General features: G+C 71.2%; 23 protein-coding genes and 1 pseudogene. 14 read left to right on the top strand and 10 right to left on the bottom strand.

What is annotated here, in order from left to right; translation table 11 throughout:
• Both JHW41_RS25620 and JHW41_RS25625 read right to left on the bottom strand, forming a co-directional pair.
• Nucleotides 1–1365 (bottom strand): APC family permease, encoded by a 1365-nt coding sequence (locus JHW41_RS25620; RefSeq protein WP_250448426.1) that lies wholly within the window; start codon nt 1363–1365, stop codon nt 1–3.
• Nucleotides 1366–1748: 383 nt separating this feature from the next.
• Nucleotides 1749–2624: a LysR family transcriptional regulator gene (locus JHW41_RS25625; RefSeq protein WP_428995602.1), complete on the bottom strand. Its 876-nt coding sequence runs from the start codon at nt 2622–2624 to the stop codon at nt 1749–1751.
• Nucleotides 2625–2831: 207 nt separating this feature from the next.
• Here JHW41_RS25625 and JHW41_RS25630 point away from each other — a divergent pair, with 207 nt between their 5' ends.
• Nucleotides 2832–3833 carry an aldo/keto reductase gene (locus JHW41_RS25630; RefSeq protein WP_250448430.1) on the top strand — a complete coding sequence of 334 codons (1002 nt, stop codon included), beginning with the start codon at nt 2832–2834 and terminating at the stop codon, nt 3831–3833.
• A gap of 218 nt (nt 3834–4051) precedes the next feature.
• Here JHW41_RS25630 and JHW41_RS25635 read toward each other — a convergent pair whose 3' ends face one another.
• Nucleotides 4052–6193: a TonB-dependent siderophore receptor gene (locus JHW41_RS25635; protein WP_250448432.1), complete on the bottom strand. Its 2142-nt coding sequence runs from the start codon at nt 6191–6193 to the stop codon at nt 4052–4054.
• A gap of 571 nt (nt 6194–6764) precedes the next feature.
• Between JHW41_RS25635 and JHW41_RS25640 the strand changes: the two genes are divergently transcribed.
• On the top strand, nt 6765–8087 hold the full coding sequence (locus tag JHW41_RS25640; RefSeq protein WP_250448434.1) for a hypothetical protein: 1323 nt from the start codon (nt 6765–6767) through the stop codon (nt 8085–8087).
• Nucleotides 8088–8180: 93 nt separating this feature from the next.
• Here JHW41_RS25640 and JHW41_RS25645 read toward each other — a convergent pair whose 3' ends face one another.
• The 4 genes and pseudogenes from JHW41_RS25645 to JHW41_RS27770 all read right to left on the bottom strand — a co-directional run.
• The gene (locus JHW41_RS25645; RefSeq protein WP_078996155.1) at nt 8181–8399 is read right to left on the bottom strand and encodes a hypothetical protein; all 219 of its coding nucleotides are present in this window, start codon (nt 8397–8399) and stop codon (nt 8181–8183) included.
• Nucleotides 8400–8443: 44 nt separating this feature from the next.
• Complete coding sequence (locus JHW41_RS25650; protein WP_250448436.1) at nt 8444–8656, bottom strand: hypothetical protein; 213 nt, start codon at nt 8654–8656, stop codon at nt 8444–8446.
• Between the two features lie 122 nt (nt 8657–8778).
• Nucleotides 8779–8994: a hypothetical protein gene (locus JHW41_RS25655; protein ID WP_057949780.1), complete on the bottom strand. Its 216-nt coding sequence runs from the start codon at nt 8992–8994 to the stop codon at nt 8779–8781.
• A 176-nt stretch (nt 8995–9170) separates the two neighbouring features.
• A pseudogene (locus JHW41_RS27770) lies at nt 9171–9245 on the bottom strand (DUF6053 domain-containing protein); the annotation flags it as partial.
• 94 nt (nt 9246–9339) lie between these two features.
• Between JHW41_RS27770 and JHW41_RS25660 the strand changes: the two are divergent.
• The 6 genes from JHW41_RS25660 (at nt 9340) to JHW41_RS25685 (ending at nt 14980) form a co-directional block, all read left to right on the top strand.
• Nucleotides 9340–10656 (top strand): amidohydrolase, encoded by a 1317-nt coding sequence (locus JHW41_RS25660; protein WP_250448438.1) that lies wholly within the window; start codon nt 9340–9342, stop codon nt 10654–10656.
• A gap of 3 nt (nt 10657–10659) precedes the next feature.
• Nucleotides 10660–11352, top strand: coding sequence for a hypothetical protein (locus JHW41_RS25665; RefSeq protein ID WP_250448440.1), 693 nt, complete (start codon nt 10660–10662; stop codon nt 11350–11352).
• A gap of 90 nt (nt 11353–11442) precedes the next feature.
• A complete protein-coding gene (locus tag JHW41_RS25670; protein WP_250448442.1) occupies nt 11443–12822 on the top strand; it encodes a M20 family metallopeptidase in 1380 nt (459 codons plus the stop codon).
• A 191-nt stretch (nt 12823–13013) separates the two neighbouring features.
• Entirely contained in the window at nt 13014–13826 is an 813-nt protein-coding gene (gene queF / locus JHW41_RS25675; protein WP_250448444.1) for an NADPH-dependent 7-cyano-7-deazaguanine reductase QueF, read from the top strand.
• A 255-nt stretch (nt 13827–14081) separates the two neighbouring features.
• Complete coding sequence (locus tag JHW41_RS25680; protein WP_057949776.1) at nt 14082–14390, top strand: LysM peptidoglycan-binding domain-containing protein; 309 nt, start codon at nt 14082–14084, stop codon at nt 14388–14390.
• Nucleotides 14391–14467: 77 nt separating this feature from the next.
• Nucleotides 14468–14980 carry a hypothetical protein gene (locus JHW41_RS25685; protein WP_057949775.1) on the top strand — a complete coding sequence of 171 codons (513 nt, stop codon included), beginning with the start codon at nt 14468–14470 and terminating at the stop codon, nt 14978–14980.
• A gap of 368 nt (nt 14981–15348) precedes the next feature.
• On the opposite strand, the gene JHW41_RS25690 is transcribed toward JHW41_RS25685, so the two are convergent.
• Entirely contained in the window at nt 15349–15744 is a 396-nt protein-coding gene (locus JHW41_RS25690) for a YchJ family protein (protein WP_250448446.1), read from the bottom strand.
• A gap of 71 nt (nt 15745–15815) precedes the next feature.
• Here JHW41_RS25690 and JHW41_RS25695 point away from each other — a divergent pair, with 71 nt between their 5' ends.
• A complete protein-coding gene (locus JHW41_RS25695) occupies nt 15816–16523 on the top strand; it encodes a UPF0149 family protein (protein ID WP_057949773.1) in 708 nt (235 codons plus the stop codon).
• A gap of 294 nt (nt 16524–16817) precedes the next feature.
• Nucleotides 16818–17216, top strand: coding sequence for a YkgJ family cysteine cluster protein (locus JHW41_RS25700; RefSeq protein WP_250448448.1), 399 nt, complete (start codon nt 16818–16820; stop codon nt 17214–17216).
• Here JHW41_RS25700 and JHW41_RS25705 read toward each other — a convergent pair.
• Both JHW41_RS25705 and JHW41_RS25710 read right to left on the bottom strand, forming a co-directional pair.
• Nucleotides 17213–17725 (bottom strand): hypothetical protein, encoded by a 513-nt coding sequence (locus JHW41_RS25705; protein ID WP_250448450.1) that lies wholly within the window; start codon nt 17723–17725, stop codon nt 17213–17215. The genes JHW41_RS25700 and JHW41_RS25705 overlap by 4 nt on opposite strands.
• Before the next feature lie 25 nt (nt 17726–17750).
• On the bottom strand, nt 17751–18350 hold the full coding sequence (locus tag JHW41_RS25710) for a hypothetical protein (RefSeq protein ID WP_250448452.1): 600 nt from the start codon (nt 18348–18350) through the stop codon (nt 17751–17753).
• A gap of 251 nt (nt 18351–18601) precedes the next feature.
• Here JHW41_RS25710 and icd point away from each other — a divergent pair, with 251 nt between their 5' ends.
• From icd to JHW41_RS25730, 4 genes are all read left to right on the top strand, one after another.
• Entirely contained in the window at nt 18602–19930 is a 1329-nt protein-coding gene (icd, locus tag JHW41_RS25715) for an isocitrate dehydrogenase (NADP(+)) (RefSeq protein ID WP_057949768.1), read from the top strand.
• Between the two features lie 322 nt (nt 19931–20252).
• Nucleotides 20253–20630: a hypothetical protein gene (locus JHW41_RS25720; RefSeq protein WP_078996145.1), complete on the top strand. Its 378-nt coding sequence runs from the start codon at nt 20253–20255 to the stop codon at nt 20628–20630.
• Between the two features lie 224 nt (nt 20631–20854).
• Nucleotides 20855–21817: a peptidoglycan recognition family protein gene (locus JHW41_RS25725; RefSeq protein WP_250448454.1), complete on the top strand. Its 963-nt coding sequence runs from the start codon at nt 20855–20857 to the stop codon at nt 21815–21817.
• 19 nt (nt 21818–21836) lie between these two features.
• Nucleotides 21837–22169, top strand: coding sequence for a hypothetical protein (locus JHW41_RS25730; RefSeq protein ID WP_250448455.1), 333 nt, complete (start codon nt 21837–21839; stop codon nt 22167–22169).
• The last annotated feature ends 186 nt before the right edge of the window (nt 22170–22355 follow it).

The raw sequence follows: 22355 nt of genomic DNA on the forward strand, positions 1-22355 counted from the left end.
TCAACCCCGCGCCGCGCCGCGCCGCCGCAGCGCCAGCACCGCGTACACCGCCACCAACGCCAACAGCGACACCGCGATCGCCAGCCACTGCGCCGCGCTCATCGTCGCCAACACCGCCGCCATCACCGCTACCGCCAGCAGCGGCATCGGCCAGGCGCCGCCGGGCAGGCGGAACGGCTCGCCGGGGCCGCGCAGGTCGCGCGCCTGCGCGCGCCACGCGGCGACCGCGACCGCGGCGAACAGCAGGCAGATCGCGCCGCCGGAAATCAGCGCCAGGGTCTCGAAGTTGCCGATCAGCGCCAGCGCCAGGGCGATGCCGGCGTGGGCCAACAGCGCGGTGCGCGGGACGTGGTGGCGCGCATCGACGCGGCCGAACGCGGCCGGCAGGTAGCCGTCGCGGCCCAGCGCGAACAACAGCCGCGACGACGAAAACAGATTGCCCATCAGGAATCCGGCCATCGACACCGCGGCGGTCGCCAGCAGCGCGCCGTGCGCCGGCGCCCACAACGCGCCGGCGGCGTCGGCCACCGGCGCGCCGCTGCCGGCCAGGCGCGCGCCGAGCAAGCCCTGGCAGGCGAGCTGGATGCCGATGTACAGCAGCACCACCAGCACGATCGCCGACAAGGTCGCGCGCGGCACGTGGCGGGCAGGATCGCGCACCTCGCCGGTCGGCACCAGCGCGGTCTCCATGCCCGAGTAGGCGAACACCACCAGCACCATCGACGAGCCCAATGCGCTCCACGGCAGCGCGCTCCAAGACAGCGAGCTCCACGACGGCCATGCGCCGACACCGATTTGGTTCCAGTCCACGAACAGCAAACCGACGCTGGCCAGCAGGAACAGCGGCGCCAGCTTGAGCGTGGCCAGCAGCACGATCGCGCGCGCGCCCAGCTTCACCCCGAACGCATTGAGCGCGAACACCGCGGCGTACGCCGCGGCGATGAACCCCGCGCGCGGCAACGGCTCGCGCAGCGCCGCCCAGGCGTTGCCGGCCTGCTCGGCCAGGGCCGCGGCGACGCCGGCGCTGGAGGACGCGTTGCACACCCACATCAGCGCGCCGGCGAGGAACCCGGCGAACGGCCCGAACGCCGCGCCGACGAAGGTGTACGGCCCGCCGGTGGCGGCCGCGCGGCTGCCGATCGCGGCGAAGCACAGCGCGATCGGCACGATCGCCATCGCCCCGGCCACGAACACCAGCGGCGCGCCCGCGCCGAGCCGCCCGTACAACAGCGCCGGCAGCATGAAGATGCCGGCGCCGACGATGATGTTGACGATCGACGCGCCGAGCTGGAACGGGCCGAGCGCGCGCACCAGCGCAGCGTCGCCGTGCAGCGCTTTCGACGCGGCGGGTGCTACGGCGGACACGGCATCGTTCATGACGGCTCCCCAGCGATCCGCCGCAGCCTCGCACGCGGCGCGGGGAAATGCGAGGGATCTGCGTCGCAGCCTTGTTCCCGCTCGCCGGCAACCACGCGATCTGCCTGTAGGAGCGGCGCGAGCCGCGACCGCGACACCGCGCTTACGTCGCAACCGGCCACCCCGCGGTCGCAGCTTGCGCAGCTCCTACCGTCGCTGCGTTGCGACTTCCCCGCCAACGAAAGGCCACGCAATCTACCTGTAGGAGCGGCGCGAGCCGCGACCGCGACACCGCGCTTGCGTCGCAACCGGCCGCCCCGCAGCCGCAGCTTGCGCAGCTCCTACCGTCGCTGCGTTGCGGCATTGGCTGCGGCGAAAATTCGCGCCAACCGCTACTCCCACGTCTGCGCGCGCAGGAAATCCACGAACACCCGCAGCTTCATCGGCAGCTGCTTGCGCGCCGGGTAATAGATGTGGAACCCCGGAAACGGCGACTGCCACGGCGACAACACTTCGATCAGCCGGCCTTCGCGCAGGTCGGCGCGCGCCGACGGCTCGAATACCTGCGCCAGCCCCAGCCCCGCGCGCGCGGCCGAAAGGATGTGCGAGCCTTCGTTGAGGATCAGCCGACCCTGCACATCCACGTCGAAGTCGCGGCCGTCGCGGCTGAACTCGTACGGGTAGAGGCGCCGCGCGCCGGGCAGGCGCAGGCGGATGCAGTCGTGCCCGGCCAGGTCCTGCGGCGTCGCCGGCCGCGGATGGCGTTCGAAGTACGCCGGCGCGCCGACGATCACCTGCCGCTGCGGCCCGCCGAACGGCACCGCGACCATGTCGCGGGCCAGGCTCTCGCCGAGGCGGATGCCGGCGTCGAAGCCTTCGCCGACGAGGTCGGCGAGGGTGTCGTCGGCGAACAGCTCCACTTCCAGTTCCGGATACAGCGCCATGAACGCCGGCAGCTTCGGCTCGATCATGATCCGCAGCGCGGTGCGGCCGACGTTGATGCGCAGCCGGCCGGTGGGACGGTGGCGGACTTCGTCGAGGTCGTCGAACGCGGCCTGGATCTGCGCCAGCCCGGGCTGGATGCGCTCGAGGAAGCGCGCGCCGTGCTCGGTCAGCGCGACCTGGCGCGTGGTGCGGTTGAGCAGGCGCACGCCGAGCTTGGTTTCCAGCGCGCGCACGCTCTGCGACAGGGCCGAGGGCGACACCTCCAGTTCGGCCGCGGCGCGGGTGAAGCTGCCGAAGTGGGCGACCCGGGCGAAGCCGAGCACGGCGGGCAAGGGATGGGCGGCGATTGCGGCGGCTCCGGCGGGACCTGCCGGCGATTATGAAGAAAATCTTCATTACGCATGAGGACTAGGCCGGTTTTTCGCGCAATCGCGGGGGCCTACAGTGCCCGCACGCCCTCCCCGGGCGCCGCGGCGGCGCCCCCGCCCGCCGCGCTTCGTCTCTCCCCCCGATCACGGAGAACTCCCGCAATGACTACGCTTCCGACCCGCCGCCTCGGCCGCAACGGCCCCACCGTGTCCGCGCTCGGCCTGGGCTGCATGGGCATGAGCTTCGCCTACGGCGCCGCCGACCAGGACGAATCGCTGGCCACGCTGGAACGCGCCCTGGAGCGCGGCATGACCTTCCTAGACACCGCCGACATCTACGGCCCGCACGCCAACGAGGAGCTGCTCGGCGGCTTCCTGCAGGGCCGGCGCGACCAGGTGTTCCTGGCGACCAAGTTCGGCTTCGTGACCGATCCGGCCAACCCCGGCGCGCGCACCGTCAGCGGCCGTCCCGAGTACGTGCGCAGCGCGGTCGAGGGCAGCCTTACGCGCCTGCGCACCGACCGCATCGACCTGTATTACCAGCACCGGGTCGATCCGAACGTGCCGATCGAGGACACCGTCGGCGCGATGGCCGAGCTGGTGGCGCAGGGTAAGGTGCGTTACCTCGGCCTGTCGGAACCCTCCGCGCAGACCCTCGAACGCGCCCAGGCGGTGCATCCGATCGCGGCGGTGCAGAGCGAATACTCGCTGTGGACCCGCGACCCGGAGAACAACGGCGTGCTGGCCACGTGCGAACGGTTGGGCGTGGGCTTCGTCCCCTACAGCCCGCTCGGCCGCGGCTTCCTGACCGGGGCGATCACCGACACCGGCAGCCTCAGCCGCGACGACTTCCGCCTGAGCACGCCGCGCTTCCAGGGCGACAACTTCGCCCGCAACCTCGAACTGGCGCAGCAGGCCAAGGACCTCGCGGCGAGCAAGGGCTGCACGCCGGCGCAACTGGCGCTGGCCTGGGTGCTGGCGCAGGGCGAGCACATCGTGCCGATCCCCGGCACCAAGCGGCGCAAGTACCTCGACGACAACCTCGGCGCGGTCGAGGTGACGCTGACGGCCGACGATCTGGCCCGCCTGGACGCGGTGTTCGCCCCCGGCGCGGCCGCGGGCGAACGCTACACCGAAGCGGGCATGGCGATGATCGGTCGCTGAGCCGCGCTTACGGGACGCGGCGGCGACGCCGCGTCCCGTTTTTTATGCGGGTCGCGGTTGCGGCGCGACCGGTCGCTGCGCGGTCGCGACTCGCGTCGCTCCTACAGGGCGCGATGCCGCAACGCAGCGACTGTAGGAACGACGCGAGTCGCGACCGCGACACCTCATCTACGACGAACGCGGCCATCGAACGACGCCGCGGCGACGCTTCACTGCGTTCACCACCGATACCGCACCGACGCCGTCACCGTGCGCGGATAGCCGTAGTAGCACCACGTCGCGCTGTTGCACACCGCGACGTATTCCTTGTCGCTCAGGTTGCTGGCGTTGAGCTGGAACCGCCACGCGTCCAGGTCGTAGCGCACCGAGGCGTCGAACAGGGTGTACGAAGGCGTCTTCCACTGGTTGTAGGTATCGCCGTAGTGATCGCCGGTGTAGCGCACGCCCGCGCCGAAGCCCAGCCCCGACAGCGCGCCGTAGCCGATGCTGTAGTCCGCGCCGAGCGAGGCGACGTTGCGCGGCTGCAGCGCGATCTGCTTGCCCAGCGCGCCGGCGTCGTTGGTCTTGGTGACTTCCGAATCGGTGTAGGTGTAGGCGCCGTACACGCTCAGGCCGTTGGCGAAGTTCCAGCGCCCTTCCAGCTCGGCGCCGCGGACCCGGGTCTCGCCCTGCTGGACCGAAAACAGGGTGTGGACGGGATCGACGGTGAGGGTGTTCTTCTGCCTGATCTCGTAGGCGGCGAAGGTCAGCAGCGCGCGGCCGTGGGCGGGCTGGAACTTCAGGCCGGCCTCGATCTGCTCGCCGGTGGTCGGCACGAACGAGCGGCCGGCGAAATCGGCGCCCACGGTCGGTTCGAACGACTGCGACCAGGCCACATACGGCGCCCAACCCGAATCGAACAGATAGTTCACGCCCAGACGACCGGAGAACTTGCTGTCGTTCTGGCGCTCGCGCGTAACCGGCGTGGCCAGCAAGTTGTCGGTGCGCGTGCGCACCCGGTCCTGGCGGCCGGCGGCGGTGATCACCCAGCGGTCGATGCGGATCTGGTCCTGCACGTACACGCCGAACTGCTGCTGCACCTTGTCGGTGCGCGAGGTGTAGGCCGGCTTGACGATCGGCGCGCCGTAGACCGGATTGAAGATGTCCAGCGACGGCGCGCCGAACGCGAACGCCGAGCTGTAGTCGCTTTCCAGGCGGCGGTAGTCGACGCCGGCGAGCAGGGTGTGGTCCCAGGCGCCGCCGCCGAACTTCCATTCGACGTTGTTGTCGACCGCGAACGACTTGGAGGTTTCTTCCAGCGGGAAGTAATAGCGCGTCAGCGTGCGTTGGTCGGCTTGCAGGCCGAACGCGCCGACGCCGGCGTCGTGGTCGACATCGACCTTGCCGTAGCGCAGGTTCTGGCGGAAGGTCACCGCGTCGCTGAAGCGATGGCTGAACTCGTAGCCCAGCGAGCGCATGGTCTTGACGTAGTCGTTCCAGCCCGGCTCGCCGGTGTAGCGCTCGCGCGGGATCTTGCCGTGCGGGTTCGGCAGCAGGGTGCCGGCCGCGGGCAGGAAGCCGCCGCCCTGGGCGGTGTCGGCCTTCTGCCAGCGCGCCAGCACGGTCAGTTCGGTGTCCTCGCTCGGCTTCCAGGTCAGCGCGGGGGCGAAGAAATAGCGGTCGTCCTTGACGTAGTCGACGACGTTGTCGCTGTTGCGCGCCAGGCCGGTGAGCCGGTAGCTCAGCGTGCCGCCGGCGCCGAGCGGGCCGCCGAAGTCGAACGCGGCCTGGCGCAGGTCGTAGTTGCCGAGGGTCACTTCGACTTCGCGCAGCGCCTCGTCGGTGGGCCGCTTGCTGACCATGTTGACCAGGCCGCCCGGCGGCATCGCGCCGTAGGCCACCGACGACGGGCCCTTGAGCACGTCCAGCCGCTCCAGGCCGTAGGGCTCGATGCGGGTGCCGCCGGTCCACACGCCGTCGGTCAGGGTCAGCCCGTCCATGTAGCGCGCCGGGCTGAAGCCGCGCACCAGCAGCCAGTCGCTGCGGGTGTCCTGGCCGTAGCCGCCGCCCTGGGCGCCGGCGGTGTACCACACCGCTTCCTCGACGCCCTGGATGCCGCGCTCGCGCATCTGCTGGGCGGTGATCACCGACACCGACTGCGGCACCTCGATCAACGGGGTGTCGGTCTTGGTCACGGTCTGGCTGCGCTTGGCGATCGGCGCCTGGACCTGGACGTTGTCGAGGGTCGTGGGATCGGCGGGCGCCGGTTGCGCGGCCGCGGCGAAGGCGGCCAAGGCCAGCGGCAGGCCCGGCAAGGCCGCGCGGACCGCACGCGGCAGACGCGCGCGGCAAGGAGTGGGGACGGCACGGGAGAAAGGCATCGATAGCGGCCTGAAGACGGGAGAAGAGGGGGCGGCGCCGACCGTTCCTTGGCGCGACAGCGCAAGCGGGTCGGCCGCGCCAGGGTTGGCGCCCGCCCGCCGTAAACAATAATGATTCTCAATTGTAGGCGGGGGCAGGCGCGCCGGCAATGCCGGGGCCGGCGCGGCGCCGCGGTCGGGGCCCGGCGCGGCCCGGCGCGGCCGGACTCGGCCCGGGAAGCGCCCGGTGCCGGCGCATCGGCCGGCCTGTGCGGCCTGGCGGCCTGGGCCGGCCGCCTTCAGCCGCGCGTCGCGACCCTTGCATCGGATCCGTGTGGACGTGGCGCCCTTCGTCGCGCGACACGCCACGGCTCCCGCATCGAATCCGTGCCGGCCGTGCGACGCCCGTACGCCGGATCGGTACCCACCGGACCCGATTGACGCCCGCACCGGCATTGATGACGATTCGCCCGGACGGCGCGGCCGCCGCAACCACGGTCGCGGCCGACAGCATTCGCCGCCGCGGCATACCCCGGCATTTCCCAATCGCCGCCGGCCAGCGCCGGCGGCCGCCAGCGCAGGAAGCGCCCGCATGTTCCAGCCCCCGCCGGTCGCCATCGAACAACTCGAAGGACCGATCGAACGACTGCGTTTGACCGCCGCGGCCGACGGCCGCTTCGTCGCCTGGATCGCGGGCCAGCAGGTGCACGGCCGCACCCGCGACGCCTTCAATGCGCCGTTCGCCTGGCAGGCGTTGCAACGCATGGCGCTGAACGCGTTGCCGGCGCGGGTCGGCGTGCTGGTGTACGCCGACGGCCGCCGCGAAGCGCATTGGGCGGTGGCCGCCGGCAGCGCCGGCCTGATTCCGATGCCGACCGAGTTGGAACGCAAGCTCGCGCTGGCCCAGGCGATGCGCTGGCTGCCGGTGCTGGCGCTGTGGTCGATCTGGAGCGGCGTGGCGCTGCCCCAGGCGCACGCGGGCCTGGGCTGGATGTTGCTGCTGTTGATCGCGCTGGGCGGTACCGCCGGAATCGCCGCGACCCTCGCGACCCAGGCCTGGACCTGGCTGCAGAACCGCCGGCGCCGGCCAATCATGGCCGCGTCGGAGCACCACTTGGTCCACGCCATCGGCGCGATGCGCAAGCAACACCGCGTCTGGTCGCGGCGCCTGCGCACCGCGGCGCTACGCCGGGCCGCGCGCGACGCCTCGCGCGCGCAGACCCAAGGCGACGATTGGACGCAGACCCTGGCCGGCGACAACGCCGCCTGCACCGTCGCGCTGCAGCGCCTGCACGGCCGCCTGCCGATGCCGTGGTCGAGCCAGGGCCTGCACGGCGAGGGCAGCGGCATGCTGCTGATGGACGACTACCGGTTCGCGCTGTGCGGGCGCTACCTCAGCCTGCGCGCGCTGCACGGCCCCGGCTACCCGACGCCGTTCCTGGCGATGGGCGACCGGGTCGAAGTGCTGGTGCCGGCGCAGGAGCGGGCCGAGGCCGACTCGGTGTACGCGTTGCGCAATCTCGAAGACGGGCGGATCTACATCGCCCACGGCGGCTTCCGCCTGCTCGCCGGCGGCGATCCCGCCGGCGAGCACGCGCTGACCGGCTTCACCGCGCGCAGCTATCGCTTGCGCGGCGCGGGCGGCGCGGCGATCGCGCTGATCGCAACGACACTGTGCTACTTCGTGTTCGGTTTCGATCCGGACGAAGCCGGCCGTTCGCTCGAACGGGCCGGGTTCTTCGCGGCCGTGTTCGCCGCCATGATCGCGGCGATCGCGCTGCCGTACGCGTGGTCGCGCCGGCGCTGGCGCCGCGGCCGCGCCAACGCCCGCGAGCGCCTGACCGAACGGGTCTACGCGGCGCTCGACCTGGGTTCGCCGCTGGCGCCGCTGCCCGCGCACGCGCGCGACGTGTAAGCCGGCGCCTGCAGCGCGAACCCGGCGCAGCGGGCGCTTCCACTTGCACGACAACGCGCCGCCGGACGGCGGCGCGCGTCGGCGCGCGATGCGCTACTCGGGCAGATACCGGCAGCCGAGCGGCCCGGCGCAGAGGTTGTGCTCGCGCGCGCAGATCTCCCAGTTGCCGTCGGGCCGGGCCATGCAGCTGTCGTAGATCGCGACGCACGGGCTGCAGTCGGGCTTGGCCGCCGCGACGCTGCCGGCGAAACCGGCGGCGAACGCGAACGCGACGAACGCGGCGAGCAGGGTAGTGCGATGGGTTGGACTCATCGGACCTTCTCCTTGGTCGTGGAACGGACGGTCGGCGGCGCGCTTCAGAACTCCGGCATCAGCGGGCAGTTGATCGGCTCGGCGCAATAGTTGTGCTCGCGCGCGCAGAGGCCCTGGTCGGCATCGGGCTGGACCATGCAGGCGTCGTAGATGGCGGTGCACCAACTGCAATCGCGCTGCGCGAACGCGCTGCCGGCGAAACCGGCGGCGAATACGGACAAAGCGAGGAACAACGTCGTGCGGCGAATGGAACGCATACGAACCTTCTCCTTGGTCGGGGCGGCCGCGCGCCGTGGCGGCGCCGGCCGCATGGATGCCGGCGGCGAATGCGCGCGCGGCCGGACGCGCCGGACGCGGGACGCACGCGCGCCGGCGTTGCTCAGGTCTGCGGCTTGAACGGACAGCCCAGCGACTTGGCGCAGCGGTTGTGTTCGAGCACGCACTCGTACTCGCTGGCGTCGGGCTTGGCCATGCAGTTGTCGTAGATGCCGGTGCAGATGCTGCAATTGCGCTGGGCCGCGGCGCCTCCGGCGAAACCGGCGGCGAGCGCGAAGGCGGCGGCGAAGATCAGGGTGTGGCGTCGGATCGAACGCATGCGAACCTGCTCCTTGGTCGGCGGGCCGGAACGGCCAGCGACAGCATGCGCGCGGGGGTCGCCGCGGCCCGTGACTGCGATCACGGGGCGGTTGGCGAATCCCTGGCCGGCCGATGTCCGGCGCGGCGAGCGCGCGCACGCGAACGGCGCGGGTATCGCCGGCCGCGGCTTCGGCCTTAGCATCGGGCGTTATCGCGGCGGCGGCTTGCTGTGGTGGGAGGGCCTTCAGGCCCGATGCTCTGGTGTCTGGTCGCCGCGACCGGACCGGACAGCATTGGGCCTGAAGGCCCTCCCACCACAGCGGCGCGCCGCCCGCCCGCCTTCCTACCGCACTGGAGTTTCGCGATGTCCCCTCGCTTCCGCCCGACGGCGCTCGCCGCACTGGCGCTCGGCCTGATCGCCGCCCCGGCCTTCGCCCAGCAAGCCGCCGCCCCCGCCGCGGTCGCGCAGGCCGCGCGTTCGGTGCAGACCCAGGTCGTGGCCTGGCGCCGCGACATCCATCAGCATCCCGAACTGGGCCAGCACGAGGTGCGCACCGCCAAGCTGGTCGCCGACCAGTTGCGCAAACTCGGCCTGCAGCCGCGCACCGGCATCGCCCACACCGGCGTGGTCGCCGTGCTCAAGGGCGGCCTGCCCGGCCCGCGCATCGCCATCCGCGCCGACATGGACGCGCTGCCGGTGACCGAGCCGGCCGGCCTGGCGTTCGCTTCCAAAGTTACCGCCGATTACCGCGGCCAGCCGGTCGGGGTGATGCACGCCTGCGGCCACGACGCGCACGTGGCGATCCTGCTCGGCGTGGCCACCGCGCTGGCGGCGCAGAAGGAACGGCTGCCGGGCGAGGTGATGTTCGTGTTCCAGCCGGCCGAGGAAGGCCCGCCGACCGCCGGCGAACCCTTCGGCGCCAAGCTCATGCTCGCCGAGGGCGTGTTCAAGGACTTCAAACCCGACGCGGTGTTCGGCCTGCACGTGTGGGCCGGGCTCAACGTCGGCCAGGTCGGCTACCGCAGCGGCCCGATGCTGGCCAGCGCCGACGAATGGAGCCTGACCGTGCGCGGCAAGCAGACCCACGGCTCGCGGCCGTGGGACGGCGTCGATCCGATCACCGTCGGCGCGCAGATCCTGCTCGCCAGCCAGAGCATGATCGCGCGCCAGGTCAACATCGCCGCGACCCCGGTGGTGCTGACCGCCGGCCAGTTCAACAGCGGCGTGCGTTTCAACATCATTCCCGACGAAGCCAAGTTGGTCGGCACCCTGCGCACGTTCGACCCGGCCGTGCGCGAAGACGTGATCGCGCGCCTGCGCCGCACCGCCGACGACTACGCCCATGCCGCCGGCGCCAGCGCCGAGCTGGCGGTGGTCAACAACGCCCCGGCCACGATCAACGACGCCGCCCTGACCCGCCGCGTTTTGCCGTCGCTGCGGCGCGCGGCCGGCGAGGCCAACGTGAGCGAATCCGGGCTGGTGACCGTGGCCGAAGACTTCTCCCAATTCGCCAACACCGTGCCGGGCTTCTATTTCTTCGTCGGCTCCACCGCCCAGGGCAGCGACGCGGCCAAGGCGCCGATCAACCACTCGCCGAACTTCATGCTCGACGAAGGCGCGCTGGAAGTCGGCACCAAGACGATGCTGCAGGTGGCGCTGGATTACCTGCACGGGTCCTGAGGCGTGGACGAACCCGCATCCGACCAGGACCGCGGCGCGGCCGCTGCGCTGCGCCTGAGCGGCGCGGTGCGGCGACTGCAACGCACGGTGCAGACTCTCAGCCGCGGCGGCCGCCACGGCGCGCGGGTCGAATTCGCGGTCTATCGCTTCGACCTCGACCGCCGGCGCGTGGCGCTGTACGTGCCGCTGGCGCCGGACGGGCCGGCGGGGCCGCCGCTGGCCGAGGGCGACCGGGTCGAGCTGCTCGCGCAGCGCTACCGCCCCGATGCGCGCGACGACGCGCGGCAGGCCGAGGCCGGCGCGGTGGTGGCCCTGCGCAACCATGATCGCGGCGCGGCGTATGCCTGTCACAGCGCGTTCCGCTGGCTGATGCTGGACATCGCCCCGGTCGGCTACACCCCGCGCATGCTGCGCGCGGCGCTGTGGTGGACGCTCGGCCTGTCGTTGCTGGCGTGCGCGGCGATCCCCGGTTTCACCTTCGCCATCGGCTCTGCGACGCCGTGGCAGCGAACGCTCGCCGACGTCGCGGCGCTGGTGGCGCTGATCGACGCGGCGATCTGGCTGCCGGTGGCGGCCTTGCAGCTGCGCTGGCGCCTGGGCCGGCCGACGCGGCGCCAGCGCTACACCGAACAGGCGTATGCCGCGCTCGGATTCGGCTCGCCGCTGGATCCCGCGCCGGGCCTGATCGAATTGTGAGGACGGCGCGGTGAGTTCTCGCGACCAACGTCGCGCAGCCCGGGTCCGCCGCATCGGCTAGCATCGGGACTTTCCCGCCGGAGTCCGTCGATGAAGCGTCCGCTGTCCGTCGCGCTGAGCTGCGCCCTGACCTGTTCCGCGCTGGCCGCTTTGCCGCTGGCCGCGTCCGCGCAAGCGGCTTCTTCGCAGGCGGCTTCTTCGCAGGCGGCCTCCTCGCAAGCGGCGCAGCGTCCCGAGGTCGCCGCCGCGGCGGCCAAGGTCAAGGCCGACGTGATCGCCTGGCGCCGCGACTTCCACCAGAACCCGGAGCTGTCCAACCGCGAGGAACGCACCGCGGCCAAGGTCGCCGAGCACTTGCGCAAGCTCGGGCTCAAGCCGCGCACCGGCATCGCCAAGCACGGCGTGGTCGCGATCGTCGAAGGCGGCAAACCCGGCCCGAAGATCGCCCTGCGCGCCGACATGGACGCGCTGCCGGTGACCGAGCAGGTCGACCTGCCGTTCGCGTCCAAGGCCACCGCGAGCTTCCGCGGCGAGACCGTCGGGGTCATGCACGCCTGCGGCCACGACGCCCACACCGGCATCCTGCTCGGCATCGCCGACGCGCTGGTGGCGATGAAGAAAGACCTGCCCGGCCAGGTGATGCTGGTGTTCCAGCCGGCCGAGGAAGGCGCGCCGGCGAACGAGGAAGGCGGCGCCTCGCTAATGCTCAAGGAAGGCCTGTTCAAGGACTTCCAGCCCGAGGCGGTGTTCGGCCTGCACGTGTTCTCGACCTTGAACGCCGGCCAGCTCGGCGTGCGCGGCGGCCCGCTGATGGCGGCGTCGGACCGCTTCACCATCAAGATCAAGGGCCGCCAGAGCCACGGCTCGACGCCGTGGATGGGCGTGGACCCCATCGTCGCCGCCGCCGACGTCATCGGCAGCGCCCAGACCATCGTCAGCCGCCGCACCAACATCGCCAAGCTGCCGGCGGTGGTGACCTTCGGCGCGATCAAGGGCGGCATCCGCTACAACATCATTCCCGACGACGTGGAGATGATCGGCACCATCCGCACCTTCGACGACGGCATGCGCCAGGCGATCTTCGCCGACCTCAAGAACGTCGCCGAACACGTCAGCGCCGCGCACGGCGCCCACGCCGAAGCGCTGGTGCCCGACCAGGACGGCAACCCGGTGACCTACAACGATCCGGCGCTGACCGCGCGCATGCTGCCGAGCCTGAAGGCGGTGGCCGGCGAGGCCAACGTGGTCGAGATGCCGCTGGTGATGGGCGCGGAGGATTTCTCCTACTACGCCAAGCAGGTGCCGGCGATGTTCTTCTTCGTCGGTTCGACCGAGAAGGGCGTGGACCCGGCGACCGCGCCGAGCAACCACTCGCCGAAGTTCAAGCTCGACGAGAGCTCGCTGGACCTGGGGCTGCGGGCGATGCTGCAGGTGACGCTGGATTATCTGAACGCGCCGAAGGCGGGGTGAGCACGGGGCGCGGGGCCGCGGTCGCGCGGTCGCGGTCGCTGTTGCGGCGCAGTTGAATTTTCGCGGTCGCGGCTCGCGCCGCTCCTACATGGGCTCCCTGTAGGAGCGGCGCGAGCCGCGACCGCGCCAATCGGCGTCCGGGGCAAGCCCGGAACCCGGGCGAACCCCGCCCCAGCGGCTAAAATGCCGCCATGACCGCCCACGAACTCCCCCTCGGCCGCCACGTCGACTACCCGCGCGCGTACGACGCCTCGCTGCTGTTCCCCATCGCCCGCGCGCTCGGCCGCGAGCACATCGGCATCGACGACGCCGCCCCGCCGTTCGTCGGCCACGACCGCTGGCATGCCTACGAACTGAGCTGGCTGGACGGCCGCGGCAAGCCGCGGGTCGCCACCGCGACCGTGTCGGTGCCGGCCACCTCGCCGCACCTGATCGAGTCCAAGTCGCTCAAGCTCTACCTGAATTCCTTCAATTCCAGCCGTTTCGACAGCGCCCAGGCGGTGCTCGACACCATCGCCGCCGACTTGAGCGCGGCCGCCGGCGCGCCGGTCGCCGTGGTCTTCGGCTTGCCGCCCATCGACGGCGACGGCACGGCCGAATCCATCGACGGCCTCGACGTGGCCATCGACGACTACGGTCCGCCGAATGCCGCGCATCTGTCCGCCGACGCCGGCGAAATCGTCGAGGAAACACTGAACTCGGCGCTGCTGAAGTCGAACTGCCCGGTGACCGGCCAGCCGGATTGGGCGCGCGTGGTCATCGCGTATCGCGGCCCGCGCCTGGACCGGGCCGGTCTGCTGCGTTACCTGGTCTCGTTCCGCGACCACGCCGAGTTCCACGAGCAATGCGTCGAGCGCATCCACGCCGACCTGACCCGCATCGCCCAGCCGCAGTGGCTGTCGGTGGAAGCGCGCTACACCCGCCGCGGCGGCCTGGACATCAATCCCTGGCGCGGCAGCCCGGGCCTGGCGGCGCCGGCCGCGGGGCGCGACGAGCGGCAGTGATTTACTCGACAGTCCGCGCGACAGTCGGCGCGGCGATTCGGGCAGCGGTCGCACGGCCGCGCTGACGCTCCCGGCACCGGCCCGGCACACGGCCGGTGCCTGCGGGCATTACGACTGCGCAGGCCCGCGCGAGGTGGACGCCGTCCGCGTCATATCCCCATTCAGTTTCATCATCAAAGTTCACGCGGGCGCTATGTCTTTTTAACAAGCGCCATGTCATGGTGCCTCCGCCAACACGGCAGGAGCCCTTTACCCATGACTACCCCGGACAAGAAAGCCGATTTTTCCGATGTGCAAAGCGGTGTGTCGAGCACCGACGAAATCAAAGAGAAAGCCGATTTCAGCGACGTCCAGAGCGGCGTGAGCTCGACCGACGAGATCACCGGCGGTGGCCAGCAGACCTACACGGTCCAGAAGGGCGACACGCTGTCGCACATCGCCAAAGAGCTGTACGGCAAGGCGAGCAAGTGGAACGCGATCTTCGAGGCCAATCGCGATCAGCTCGACGATCCCGACAAGATCCAGCCCGGCCAGGTCCTGAAGATTCCGGCCGTCAACGACTGACCTGCACCGTCCGCGACGAGGCGCGAATGCGCGCCGCAACGCTTTCCGCTTTCAACGTCTTTCCAAGGAGATCCACCATGCTGATCCGCAATCGCACTACGTACGCCGTCGCCGCCGCCCTGGTCGCCTCGCTGGCGCTGGCGGGCTGCAAGAAGAAGGAAGAGCCCGCGCCGACCCCGCCGCCGGCCGCCGAAACCCCGGCTCCGGCGCCCGCTCCGGAACCCGCTCCGGCGCCGGTCGCCGCGACCGCGACGGTCGCCAGCGTCGACCTCGGCAGCGCCGTCGGCGCCGACAAGAAGGTCACCGCCGCGGCGACCACGTTCAAGCCGAAGGACACCGTCCACGCCTCGGTCACCACCAACACCTCCGATCCGTCCGCCACCGTGGCGACCAAGATCGGCGCCAAGTGGACCTTCCAGGACGGCCAGACCGTCAAGGAAGACCAGCCCACGGAGATCAACGCCACCAACGGCGGCGTGACCGAGTTCAGCATCAACAGCCCGAAGGGTTTCCCGGAAGGCAAGTACAAGGTCGAGATCACCCAGGACGGCAACGTCGTCCAGAGCAAGGAATTCGAGGTCAAGAAGTAAGCCTCTCCGCCTGAAGGGCGGGCAAGCCCGGGCGCGGCCTCACGGCCGCGCCCTTTTTTTGCCCGAACCCCACGATGCCCCTTGTAGGAGCGGCGCAAGCCGCGACCGCGCCCTCGCAACCACGACGCAACCAACCGCCCCGCGCAAACACACGCGCGGACACGGATGCATAGGGATTTCGCCGCACTCGCGATGTCGCGGCCGCCTCCTGTAGGAGCGGCGCAAGCCGCGACCGCGAACCCGCAACGACGACGCTAGCGGCTATCCCGAGCGGCCACACGTGCGGATACGCAGGCATCCGGAATATCGCCGTAGCCGCGCTATCGCGGTCGCGGCTCGCGCCGCTCCTACAACGCGGTTTCGCGGCATCAACCGCGCGGGAATTCGCCGTCCACGTACACCCAGCGCCCCTCGGCCCGTTCGAACCGGCTCACTTCGTGCAGCCGCACCGCGCTGCCGCCGCCGACGCGGTAACGCGCCACGAACTCCACCACCGCCGCGTCGCCGTCCTCGCGCTGGCGCTTCAGTTCCAGCCCGAGCCAGCGCACCGCCGGGTCGAACTCGAGCGCGTCCGGGCAGGTCCGCGCCGCCCAGCTCGCGCGCAGGTACTCCAGGTCGCCCAGGACATAAGCGCTGTAGCGCGAGCGCATCAGCGCCGCGGCGGTGGCCGCGGCCTGGCCGGCGTGCAGCGGCCCGCAGCAGGCGGCGTAGCGGCGCGAGGGGTCGCAGGGGCAGGCGGCGGGCGGGGCGAGGCGGGCGGTCATGCCGGTATTTTCGCCGCGGCTACGCGCTTGCGACTACCATGCACGCCCCGCATGCCCCACGAGCGCCGCCCATGAAAGCCCCCGCCTATCTCGACGACGACCAGATCGAACGCCTGGCCGACCTGCTCGACCAGCGCGCCGTGCCGTACAAGGGTTTCAACCTCGAAGCGCTGGACGGCTACCTCTCGGCCCTGGCGGTCGGTCCCGGCCAGCCGGCCCCGGCCGACTGGCAGCCGGCGGTCTGGGGCGGCAAGGAGCCGCGCTGGAACGACCAGGCCGAGGCCGACCAGGTCCAGGCGCTGCTGATCGGCCACTGGAACATGGTGTCCGCGCGCGTGCGCCACGGCGACGACGACCTGCCCGACCACCTCGCCCCGCTGCTGTGGCTGCCCGAGGAACCCGACACCGAGCAGCCCGACGAGCTCGACGTCGGCCGCGACTGGGCGCTGGGCTTCTTCCGCGGGGTCGAGCTGCACGAGGCGACCTGGGAGACGTGGCTGGACGAGAACGACTGGATCGACGAGATCTTCGTCCTGTTCGACCGCCTCGCCAGCGGCGAGGTGCTCGGCGAGGACCCGGCCGCGCCGCCGGCGCAGCTGAGCTACCGCGAGCGCCTGGAGATCGTCGCCGGCCTGCCCGGCATGCTCGCCGACCTGCAGCACCACCGGGTCGAGGCGCTGACCCCGCGCGAACCGCTGCGCCGCGCCGAGACCCCGGACCGCAACGAACCCTGCCCCTGCGGCAGCGGCAAGAAGTACAAGAAGTGCTGCGGGGCCTGAGCCCCGCCGTGTCGCGGCGGCGCTGAACCGGCGCCGTCGCGGACGTATCCCGCATCGCGATGCCGCGTTCGGGGACGCGCGCCGTGCGCGAATCGCAGTTCGGTTTCAGCTACTCGTTGTCCGATTGGTCGCGGCCTTGCTGGTCGCGGTCGCGCTGTGCGTCTGCCTGACCGGCTTCAACGTCTAGCGCCGCCTCCGCCGCCGCCCGGACGGCGCTGTCGCGCCGCGCGCCCGGGTGCGACAATCGCGCCGCTTCGGCGCCCGTCGGCGCCGTCCCCACACGCCCCGCCGGCCATGTCCGACGCCACCCACCCGTGCCTGCGCTGCGGCGCCTGCTGCGCCAGCTTCCGCGTCGCCTTCCACTGGAGCGAGACCGACGCGCACCCCGGCGGGCTCACCCCGGCGACGCTGACCGAACCCCTCGACCCGCACCGCGTGGTCATGCGCGGCACCTACGGCGGCGCGCCGGTGCGCTGCGGGCAACTGCGCGGCCAGGTCGCGCGCGACGCCCACTGCGGCATCTATCCGCTGCGGCCCTCGCCCTGTCGCGAGGTCAGGCCGGCGTGGCAGGACGGCGCGCCGAGCGCGCAGTGCGACAAGGCGCGGGCGCTGCATGGGATGGCGCCGTTGACGCCGGGCGATTGGGCGGCGGAGTCGACGCCCGGTCCGGACCGCGGCGGATTTCACTCCTAGCCCGAGGCCGCCGCAGTCTCGTCGGTCGGCCCGCGGACGCGATAAAGCCGCGTGTGGTCCTTGGCGGTGTAGGTCCGGCACAGGTGATCGGCGCAACTGCGCGTCTGGCAGCGCGCCAGCTCGTACTCGCGGCCGTTGTCGTCCAGCCGCGACAACCGCCACCGCGCCGGCCCGAGCCCGGCCCGCACCGCGCCCAGATCGCTTTCGCGCAGGCCCAGGTGGGCCAAGGCATTGTCGAGATCCCGCCGCGAGTCCGCCGAGTCCGCGGCCGCCGACAGCACCACCCGCTCGCAGCCCGCGGGCCCGTGCGGATGCGCCTGGGCCAGGTACGCGGTCGCGCCGATCCGCAGCATCGCGGCGCGGCACACGCCCAGGCCGTCGTCCTGATACTCGGCGAACGTCCCCACCGCCCAGTGTCGCTCGAACTCATGGCTGGTCCACGGCAGCACGCACAACCAGAACGGCTCGACCCAATCCCAGCGGTCGCCGTCGATGCGTTGCACGCTCATGCCGCGTCTTCCGCGCGCACGTGGGTCATGACGCCGCTTCGGCCGCGCGCGGCCGCTTGGTTCGGGCGCCCGGAACCGGCACGCCGAAGCGCTTCAACGTAAGCGCGACCCGCTCCGACGACGCCTCGCCGCGCAAGGCGCGGGCCAGCGCCGCGCGCGCTTCGCCGTCCAATGGCGACCGCTCTTCGTCGAGCAGGGCGGTCGGCTCGCGCCATGTCGAGAACCAGGGCTCGGCGCGGGTCGTGGCGAAGCGCAACAAGTCCTCCAGGCAGCGCTCGTAGGTGCTGCCGGAGGCGGCGTTGAAACGCAGATGGAAGCGGTCGGCATGGAACAGCGCCAGGTCGCTGCTGTTCGGGCCGTTGAGCCAGGTCGGCTCGCGCTCGTCGTCGAGCACCGCGATGCCCAGGTGCACGCGCAAGCTGATCGACGCGTTGTACGGCGCGCCGTAACTGCTGCCCGAGCGGAACAGGTGGATGAACTCCAGGTGGTGTTCGTAGCGACGCGTCCAGAACTTGCTGCGGGTGCGCGCATAGCCGAGCCCGGCCAAGCCTTCGCTGAAGTCGCGCGAAATCCGCTCCATGCCGGCGCGCACGATCGGGGTCTTGCTGGAAGCTTCCACGTTCATCGCACCGCCTCGCCTGCCTTGGCTCGCTGCGGGCCGCCGGCCGCGCCAGGCGGCACCGAGCCGGACGCGGCACCATAGCAAGTCCCGGTTGCGACCGTCGCCTGCCTGCAACACAGCGACTTGCCCCGCACTTTGCCTCCCTTCCCCCGAACCGCGACAATGGCCGGCCGGCCCGTCGCGCCACCCCGCGGGCCGCAGGAACCCTGCTCCGTCCATGCGCACGCGCACGGGCGGCCCCACTGGAGATCGTAATGACTGAGTTCGTAGCGACGCCGCCCTCCGGCGGCGCCAAGATCACCAAGACCCCGACCGGCCTGAACGTGCCGGACCGCCCGATCATCCCGTTCATCGAAGGCGACGGCACCGGCCCCGACATCTGGCGCGCCTCGGTGCGCGTGCTCGATGCCGCGGTCGCCAAGGCCTACGGCGGCCAGAAGAAGATCGAGTGGCTGGAGGTCTATGCCGGCGAGAAGGCCAACAACACCTACGGCACCTGGCTGCCCGACGGCACCGTGCAGGCCTGCCGCGATTACCTGGTGAGCATCAAGGGCCCGCTGACCACGCCGGTCGGCGGCGGCATCCGTTCGCTCAACGTGGCCCTGCGCCAGATGCTCGACCTGTACGTCTGCCTGCGCCCGGTGCGCTGGTTCGAAGGCGTGCCCTCGCCGGTCAAGAAGCCGGGCGACGTCGACATGGTGATCTTCCGCGAGAACACCGAGGACATCTACGCCGGCATCGAATGGGCCGGCGGCAGCGCCGACGCCAAGAAGGTGCTCGACTTCCTGCAGGCCGAGTTCCCGCAGGCCTTCGACAAGATCCGCTTCGGCACCCAGGCCAAGATCGACGCCTGGCAAGACGAGCTGGTCGCGGTCGGCGCGCCCAAGCGCGAGCTCGGCGTCGACGTGGGCATCGGCATCAAGCCCGTCTCCTTCCTCGGCACCACCCGCCTGGTCCACGCGGCCATCGAATACGCGATCGAGAACAAGCGTAAGTCGGTGACCCTGGTCCACAAGGGCAACATCATGAAGTACACCGAAGGCGGCTTCCGCGACTGGGGTTACCAGATCGCGCGCGAAGCCTTCGGCGCGGTCGAGCTCGACGGCGGCCCGTGGCACGTGATTCCGGAAGGCAAGCCGGGCGCGGGCCTGGTGATCAAGGACGCGATCGCCGACGCCTTCCTGCAGCAGATCCTGCTGCGTCCGAAGGAATACGACGTGTCGGCGACGCTGAACCTCAACGGCGACTACCTCTCCGACGCGCTCGCCGCGCAGGTCGGCGGCATCGGCATCGCGCCGGGCGCCAACATCAACTACGTGACCGGCCACGCCGTGTTCGAGGCGACCCACGGCACCGCGCCGAAGTACGCCGACCTCGACAAGGTCAACCCGGGCTCGGTGATCCTGTCGGGCGAGATGATGCTGCGCTACCTGGGCTGGACCGAAGCCGCCGACGCGATCATCGCGGCGATGGACAAGGCCATCGCGTCCAAGCGCGTGACCTACGATTTCGCCCGCCTGATGGACGGCGCGACCGAGGTCAAGTGCTCGGAGTTCGCCGACGAGATCATCAAGCATCTCTGACGCGACGCGGTTGCACGTTGATGAACACGGGCGCTTCGGCGCCCCGTGTTTTTTTGCGAATGCCGCGATCGCTCCCTGTAGGAGCGGCGCAAGCCGCGACCGCGAAACCGCGCTGACGTCGCCCGCCGAACTCCACCGCGTCGCTCGCCGATCCCGATCCGCGACAAACGAACGATTCGCCGTTCCCGCGGCTTCGCGCTCGCAGCGTGCGCGGCGCCTACCGGGCGTTGTTGCGATTGCGCAACCCTCGGCGGACGACGGCCGGCCTACCGGCCGCGGCCGGTTGCGCTAGCATCGCGGCAGGTCCCCGCGGACGACGGACATGGCGAGCGAGCTGCGCGGCTACCGCATCTACGACGATGGCGCCGTCGAGGAACTCGGCCCGGTGCCGACCGCACGCCTGGGCGAATTGTTGACCCAGGCGCAGGCCGCGATCCCCCGCCGCGCCTACGCCATCGGCCTGTACCGCGACCGGCGCGATTTCCTCGAAGCCCACCCGCGCGGCCAGGACGAGTTCGCGTTCCGCAGCGACCGCCTGCACCGCGACTCGTTGCTCTCGCGCCTGTCCGGCCGCGACGCCGGCCTCGCCTTCGAGGTCCACGGCGTCGAGCAGGCGGTGGCCGCATTCGTCTGCTACGCCGGCTTGCCGCGCGACGCGTTCGAGCGCAAGGCCGAGGATTTCCCCAAGCCGCGGCGCTGACCGCGGCGCGCCGCCGACGAACGGCGACGCGCGCGGCGACCGGCGCGTGAACGGGTCGCGGCGCGATCGGATCGACGCATCCCGCGGCGAAATCGCCAACGCCTGCGCCTTCGCGGCTGCGCGGGCGTACGCAATCCCGCGCCCGCGGCTTGCCCGGCGCGCGCGCGCGTGGCAGCGTGAGGCGCCACGATCCCCGCGATCGGCCGACCACAGGAAGGATTCCCATGGGCACGCCAAGCTTTCCCTACGACGCCGCGCATCCGGACCATGCGCAGTTCCAGCGGACCTACGACGCGGTCAAGGCCGCCGGTCCGTGGAGCGACGCGCAGGCGCGCAATCTCGCCGCCGGCCTGTACGCCGAACTCAAGCAGCATCCGCAGATGGGCGGCTTCGACCGCGTGGTCGCCGGCAGCGCCGATGCGACGGTGCCGTCGTTGTTCGCGCTGCGCGGCGATCCGTCCTCGCCGGCGGCGCAGCGCGTCGGCGTGCCGCTGTCGCTGCGCGAGGTCGATGCCGCGCAGACGCTGGCCGGCTATGTTCATGCCGGCCGGGTCGACAAGGACGGCTACCTCGAAGACCCGGCGATCAAGCGCCAGCCGATCGCGGCGCTGGAAAAAGGCGCGATCGACGCGCACCACGGCATCGTCATGCACCGCACCGAATCGGCGACCGCGAAGAGCGCGCTGGACGCGTTCAAGAGCGGCACCGGCACCCACTTCCTGATCGACAAGGACGGCACGATCTACCAGACCGCCAGCCTCAACCAGAAGACCTATCATGTCGGCAAGATCAAGGGCCGCTGCGTCGAGGAAGGCAACTGCTCGGCGCAGGAACAGGCCTGGTTCGACAAGACCGGCTGGAATCCCAAGGCCGTCCACGACCACGAGAAGGCCAAGGCCTATCCCGACCGTTTCCCGATGAACGACGACAGCGTCGGCATCGAGGTGGTCGGCAGCTACAACGCCAAGACCAAGACCTGGGACGCGCCCACGGCCGCGCAGACCGCCTCGATCAACAAGTTGGTCGGCGCGCTGCAGAAGGAGTACGGACTCGATGACAAAGACGTCTACAAGCACGATGCGATCTCGTACAAGACCCTGGGCGAGGGCGCGGACCTGTACGTGCCTGCTGCTGCCAACGCTCCTGCTGTCGATGGCGGCGTGCAGTCCGCCGCGCCGCGCCGCTGAGGCCGCCGACGCGATCGTGGTGACCCGCATCGACCCGGCCGCGTACGACCCGGCCGGCAAGGACGAAGCCGTGCGCGCGGCCTGCGCGAAGTGGACGCTCGATGCCAAGCAGGCGACGAAGTTCTTCCGCGCCAGCCGCGAGTACCCCGATGGCACCCACGACGCGTTCTACTGGCTGCCGTGCTCGATCAAGGGCCGCCTGCGCGCGCAGGGCCGCGAGTGGGATTTCGAGATCAACGCCGCCGCCACCGCGACCTGGATCGACGGCGACACGGCGCGGCGCTGGGGCTGCACCGACAAAGCTTGCGAGCCGCTGGTGCTGCTGATGCCGGACGGCAACGAAGGCCCGTAGCGGCTCGCGCCGCCTGTAGGAACGGCGCAAGCCGCGACCGCGAATCCGCAACCACGGCGCAGCCCGCTTGTCGGGCGTTGTTTCGCTCGCAGGGCGCTTTCTTCGTGGCTGCGGATTCGCGGTCGCGGCTCGCGCCGCTCCTACAGGGGCTGCGGCCGCATACGAAAAAGGGCGCCCTGAGGCGCC

The organism is Lysobacter enzymogenes (genome assembly GCF_023617245.1).
Lineage (GTDB): Bacteria > Pseudomonadota > Gammaproteobacteria > Xanthomonadales > Xanthomonadaceae > Lysobacter > Lysobacter yananisis.

Bases quoted from the DNA above. Each gene is read 5' to 3' on its own strand.
- JHW41_RS25630 (WP_250448430.1), top strand. From the start codon at position 2,832: ATGACTACGCTTCCGACCCGCCGCCTCGGCCGCAACGGCCCCACCGTG.
- JHW41_RS25635 (WP_250448432.1), bottom strand. From the start codon at position 6,193: ATGCCTTTCTCCCGTGCCGTCCCCACTCCTTGCCGCGCGCGTCTGCCG.
- JHW41_RS25640 (WP_250448434.1), top strand. From the start codon at position 6,765: ATGTTCCAGCCCCCGCCGGTCGCCATCGAACAACTCGAAGGACCGATC.
- JHW41_RS25645 (WP_078996155.1), bottom strand. From the start codon at position 8,399: ATGAGTCCAACCCATCGCACTACCCTGCTCGCCGCGTTCGTCGCGTTC.
- JHW41_RS25650 (WP_250448436.1), bottom strand. From the start codon at position 8,656: ATGCGTTCCATTCGCCGCACGACGTTGTTCCTCGCTTTGTCCGTATTC.
- JHW41_RS25655 (WP_057949780.1), bottom strand. From the start codon at position 8,994: ATGCGTTCGATCCGACGCCACACCCTGATCTTCGCCGCCGCCTTCGCG.
- JHW41_RS25660 (WP_250448438.1), top strand. From the start codon at position 9,340: ATGTCCCCTCGCTTCCGCCCGACGGCGCTCGCCGCACTGGCGCTCGGC.
- JHW41_RS25670 (WP_250448442.1), top strand. From the start codon at position 11,443: ATGAAGCGTCCGCTGTCCGTCGCGCTGAGCTGCGCCCTGACCTGTTCC.
- queF (WP_250448444.1), top strand. From the start codon at position 13,014: ATGACCGCCCACGAACTCCCCCTCGGCCGCCACGTCGACTACCCGCGC.
- JHW41_RS25680 (WP_057949776.1), top strand. From the start codon at position 14,082: ATGACTACCCCGGACAAGAAAGCCGATTTTTCCGATGTGCAAAGCGGT.
- JHW41_RS25685 (WP_057949775.1), top strand. From the start codon at position 14,468: ATGCTGATCCGCAATCGCACTACGTACGCCGTCGCCGCCGCCCTGGTC.
- JHW41_RS25690 (WP_250448446.1), bottom strand. From the start codon at position 15,744: ATGACCGCCCGCCTCGCCCCGCCCGCCGCCTGCCCCTGCGACCCCTCG.
- JHW41_RS25695 (WP_057949773.1), top strand. From the start codon at position 15,816: ATGAAAGCCCCCGCCTATCTCGACGACGACCAGATCGAACGCCTGGCC.
- JHW41_RS25700 (WP_250448448.1), top strand. From the start codon at position 16,818: ATGTCCGACGCCACCCACCCGTGCCTGCGCTGCGGCGCCTGCTGCGCC.
- JHW41_RS25705 (WP_250448450.1), bottom strand. From the start codon at position 17,725: ATGAGCGTGCAACGCATCGACGGCGACCGCTGGGATTGGGTCGAGCCG.
- JHW41_RS25710 (WP_250448452.1), bottom strand. From the start codon at position 18,350: ATGAACGTGGAAGCTTCCAGCAAGACCCCGATCGTGCGCGCCGGCATG.
- icd (WP_057949768.1), top strand. From the start codon at position 18,602: ATGACTGAGTTCGTAGCGACGCCGCCCTCCGGCGGCGCCAAGATCACC.
- JHW41_RS25720 (WP_078996145.1), top strand. From the start codon at position 20,253: ATGGCGAGCGAGCTGCGCGGCTACCGCATCTACGACGATGGCGCCGTC.
- JHW41_RS25725 (WP_250448454.1), top strand. From the start codon at position 20,855: ATGGGCACGCCAAGCTTTCCCTACGACGCCGCGCATCCGGACCATGCG.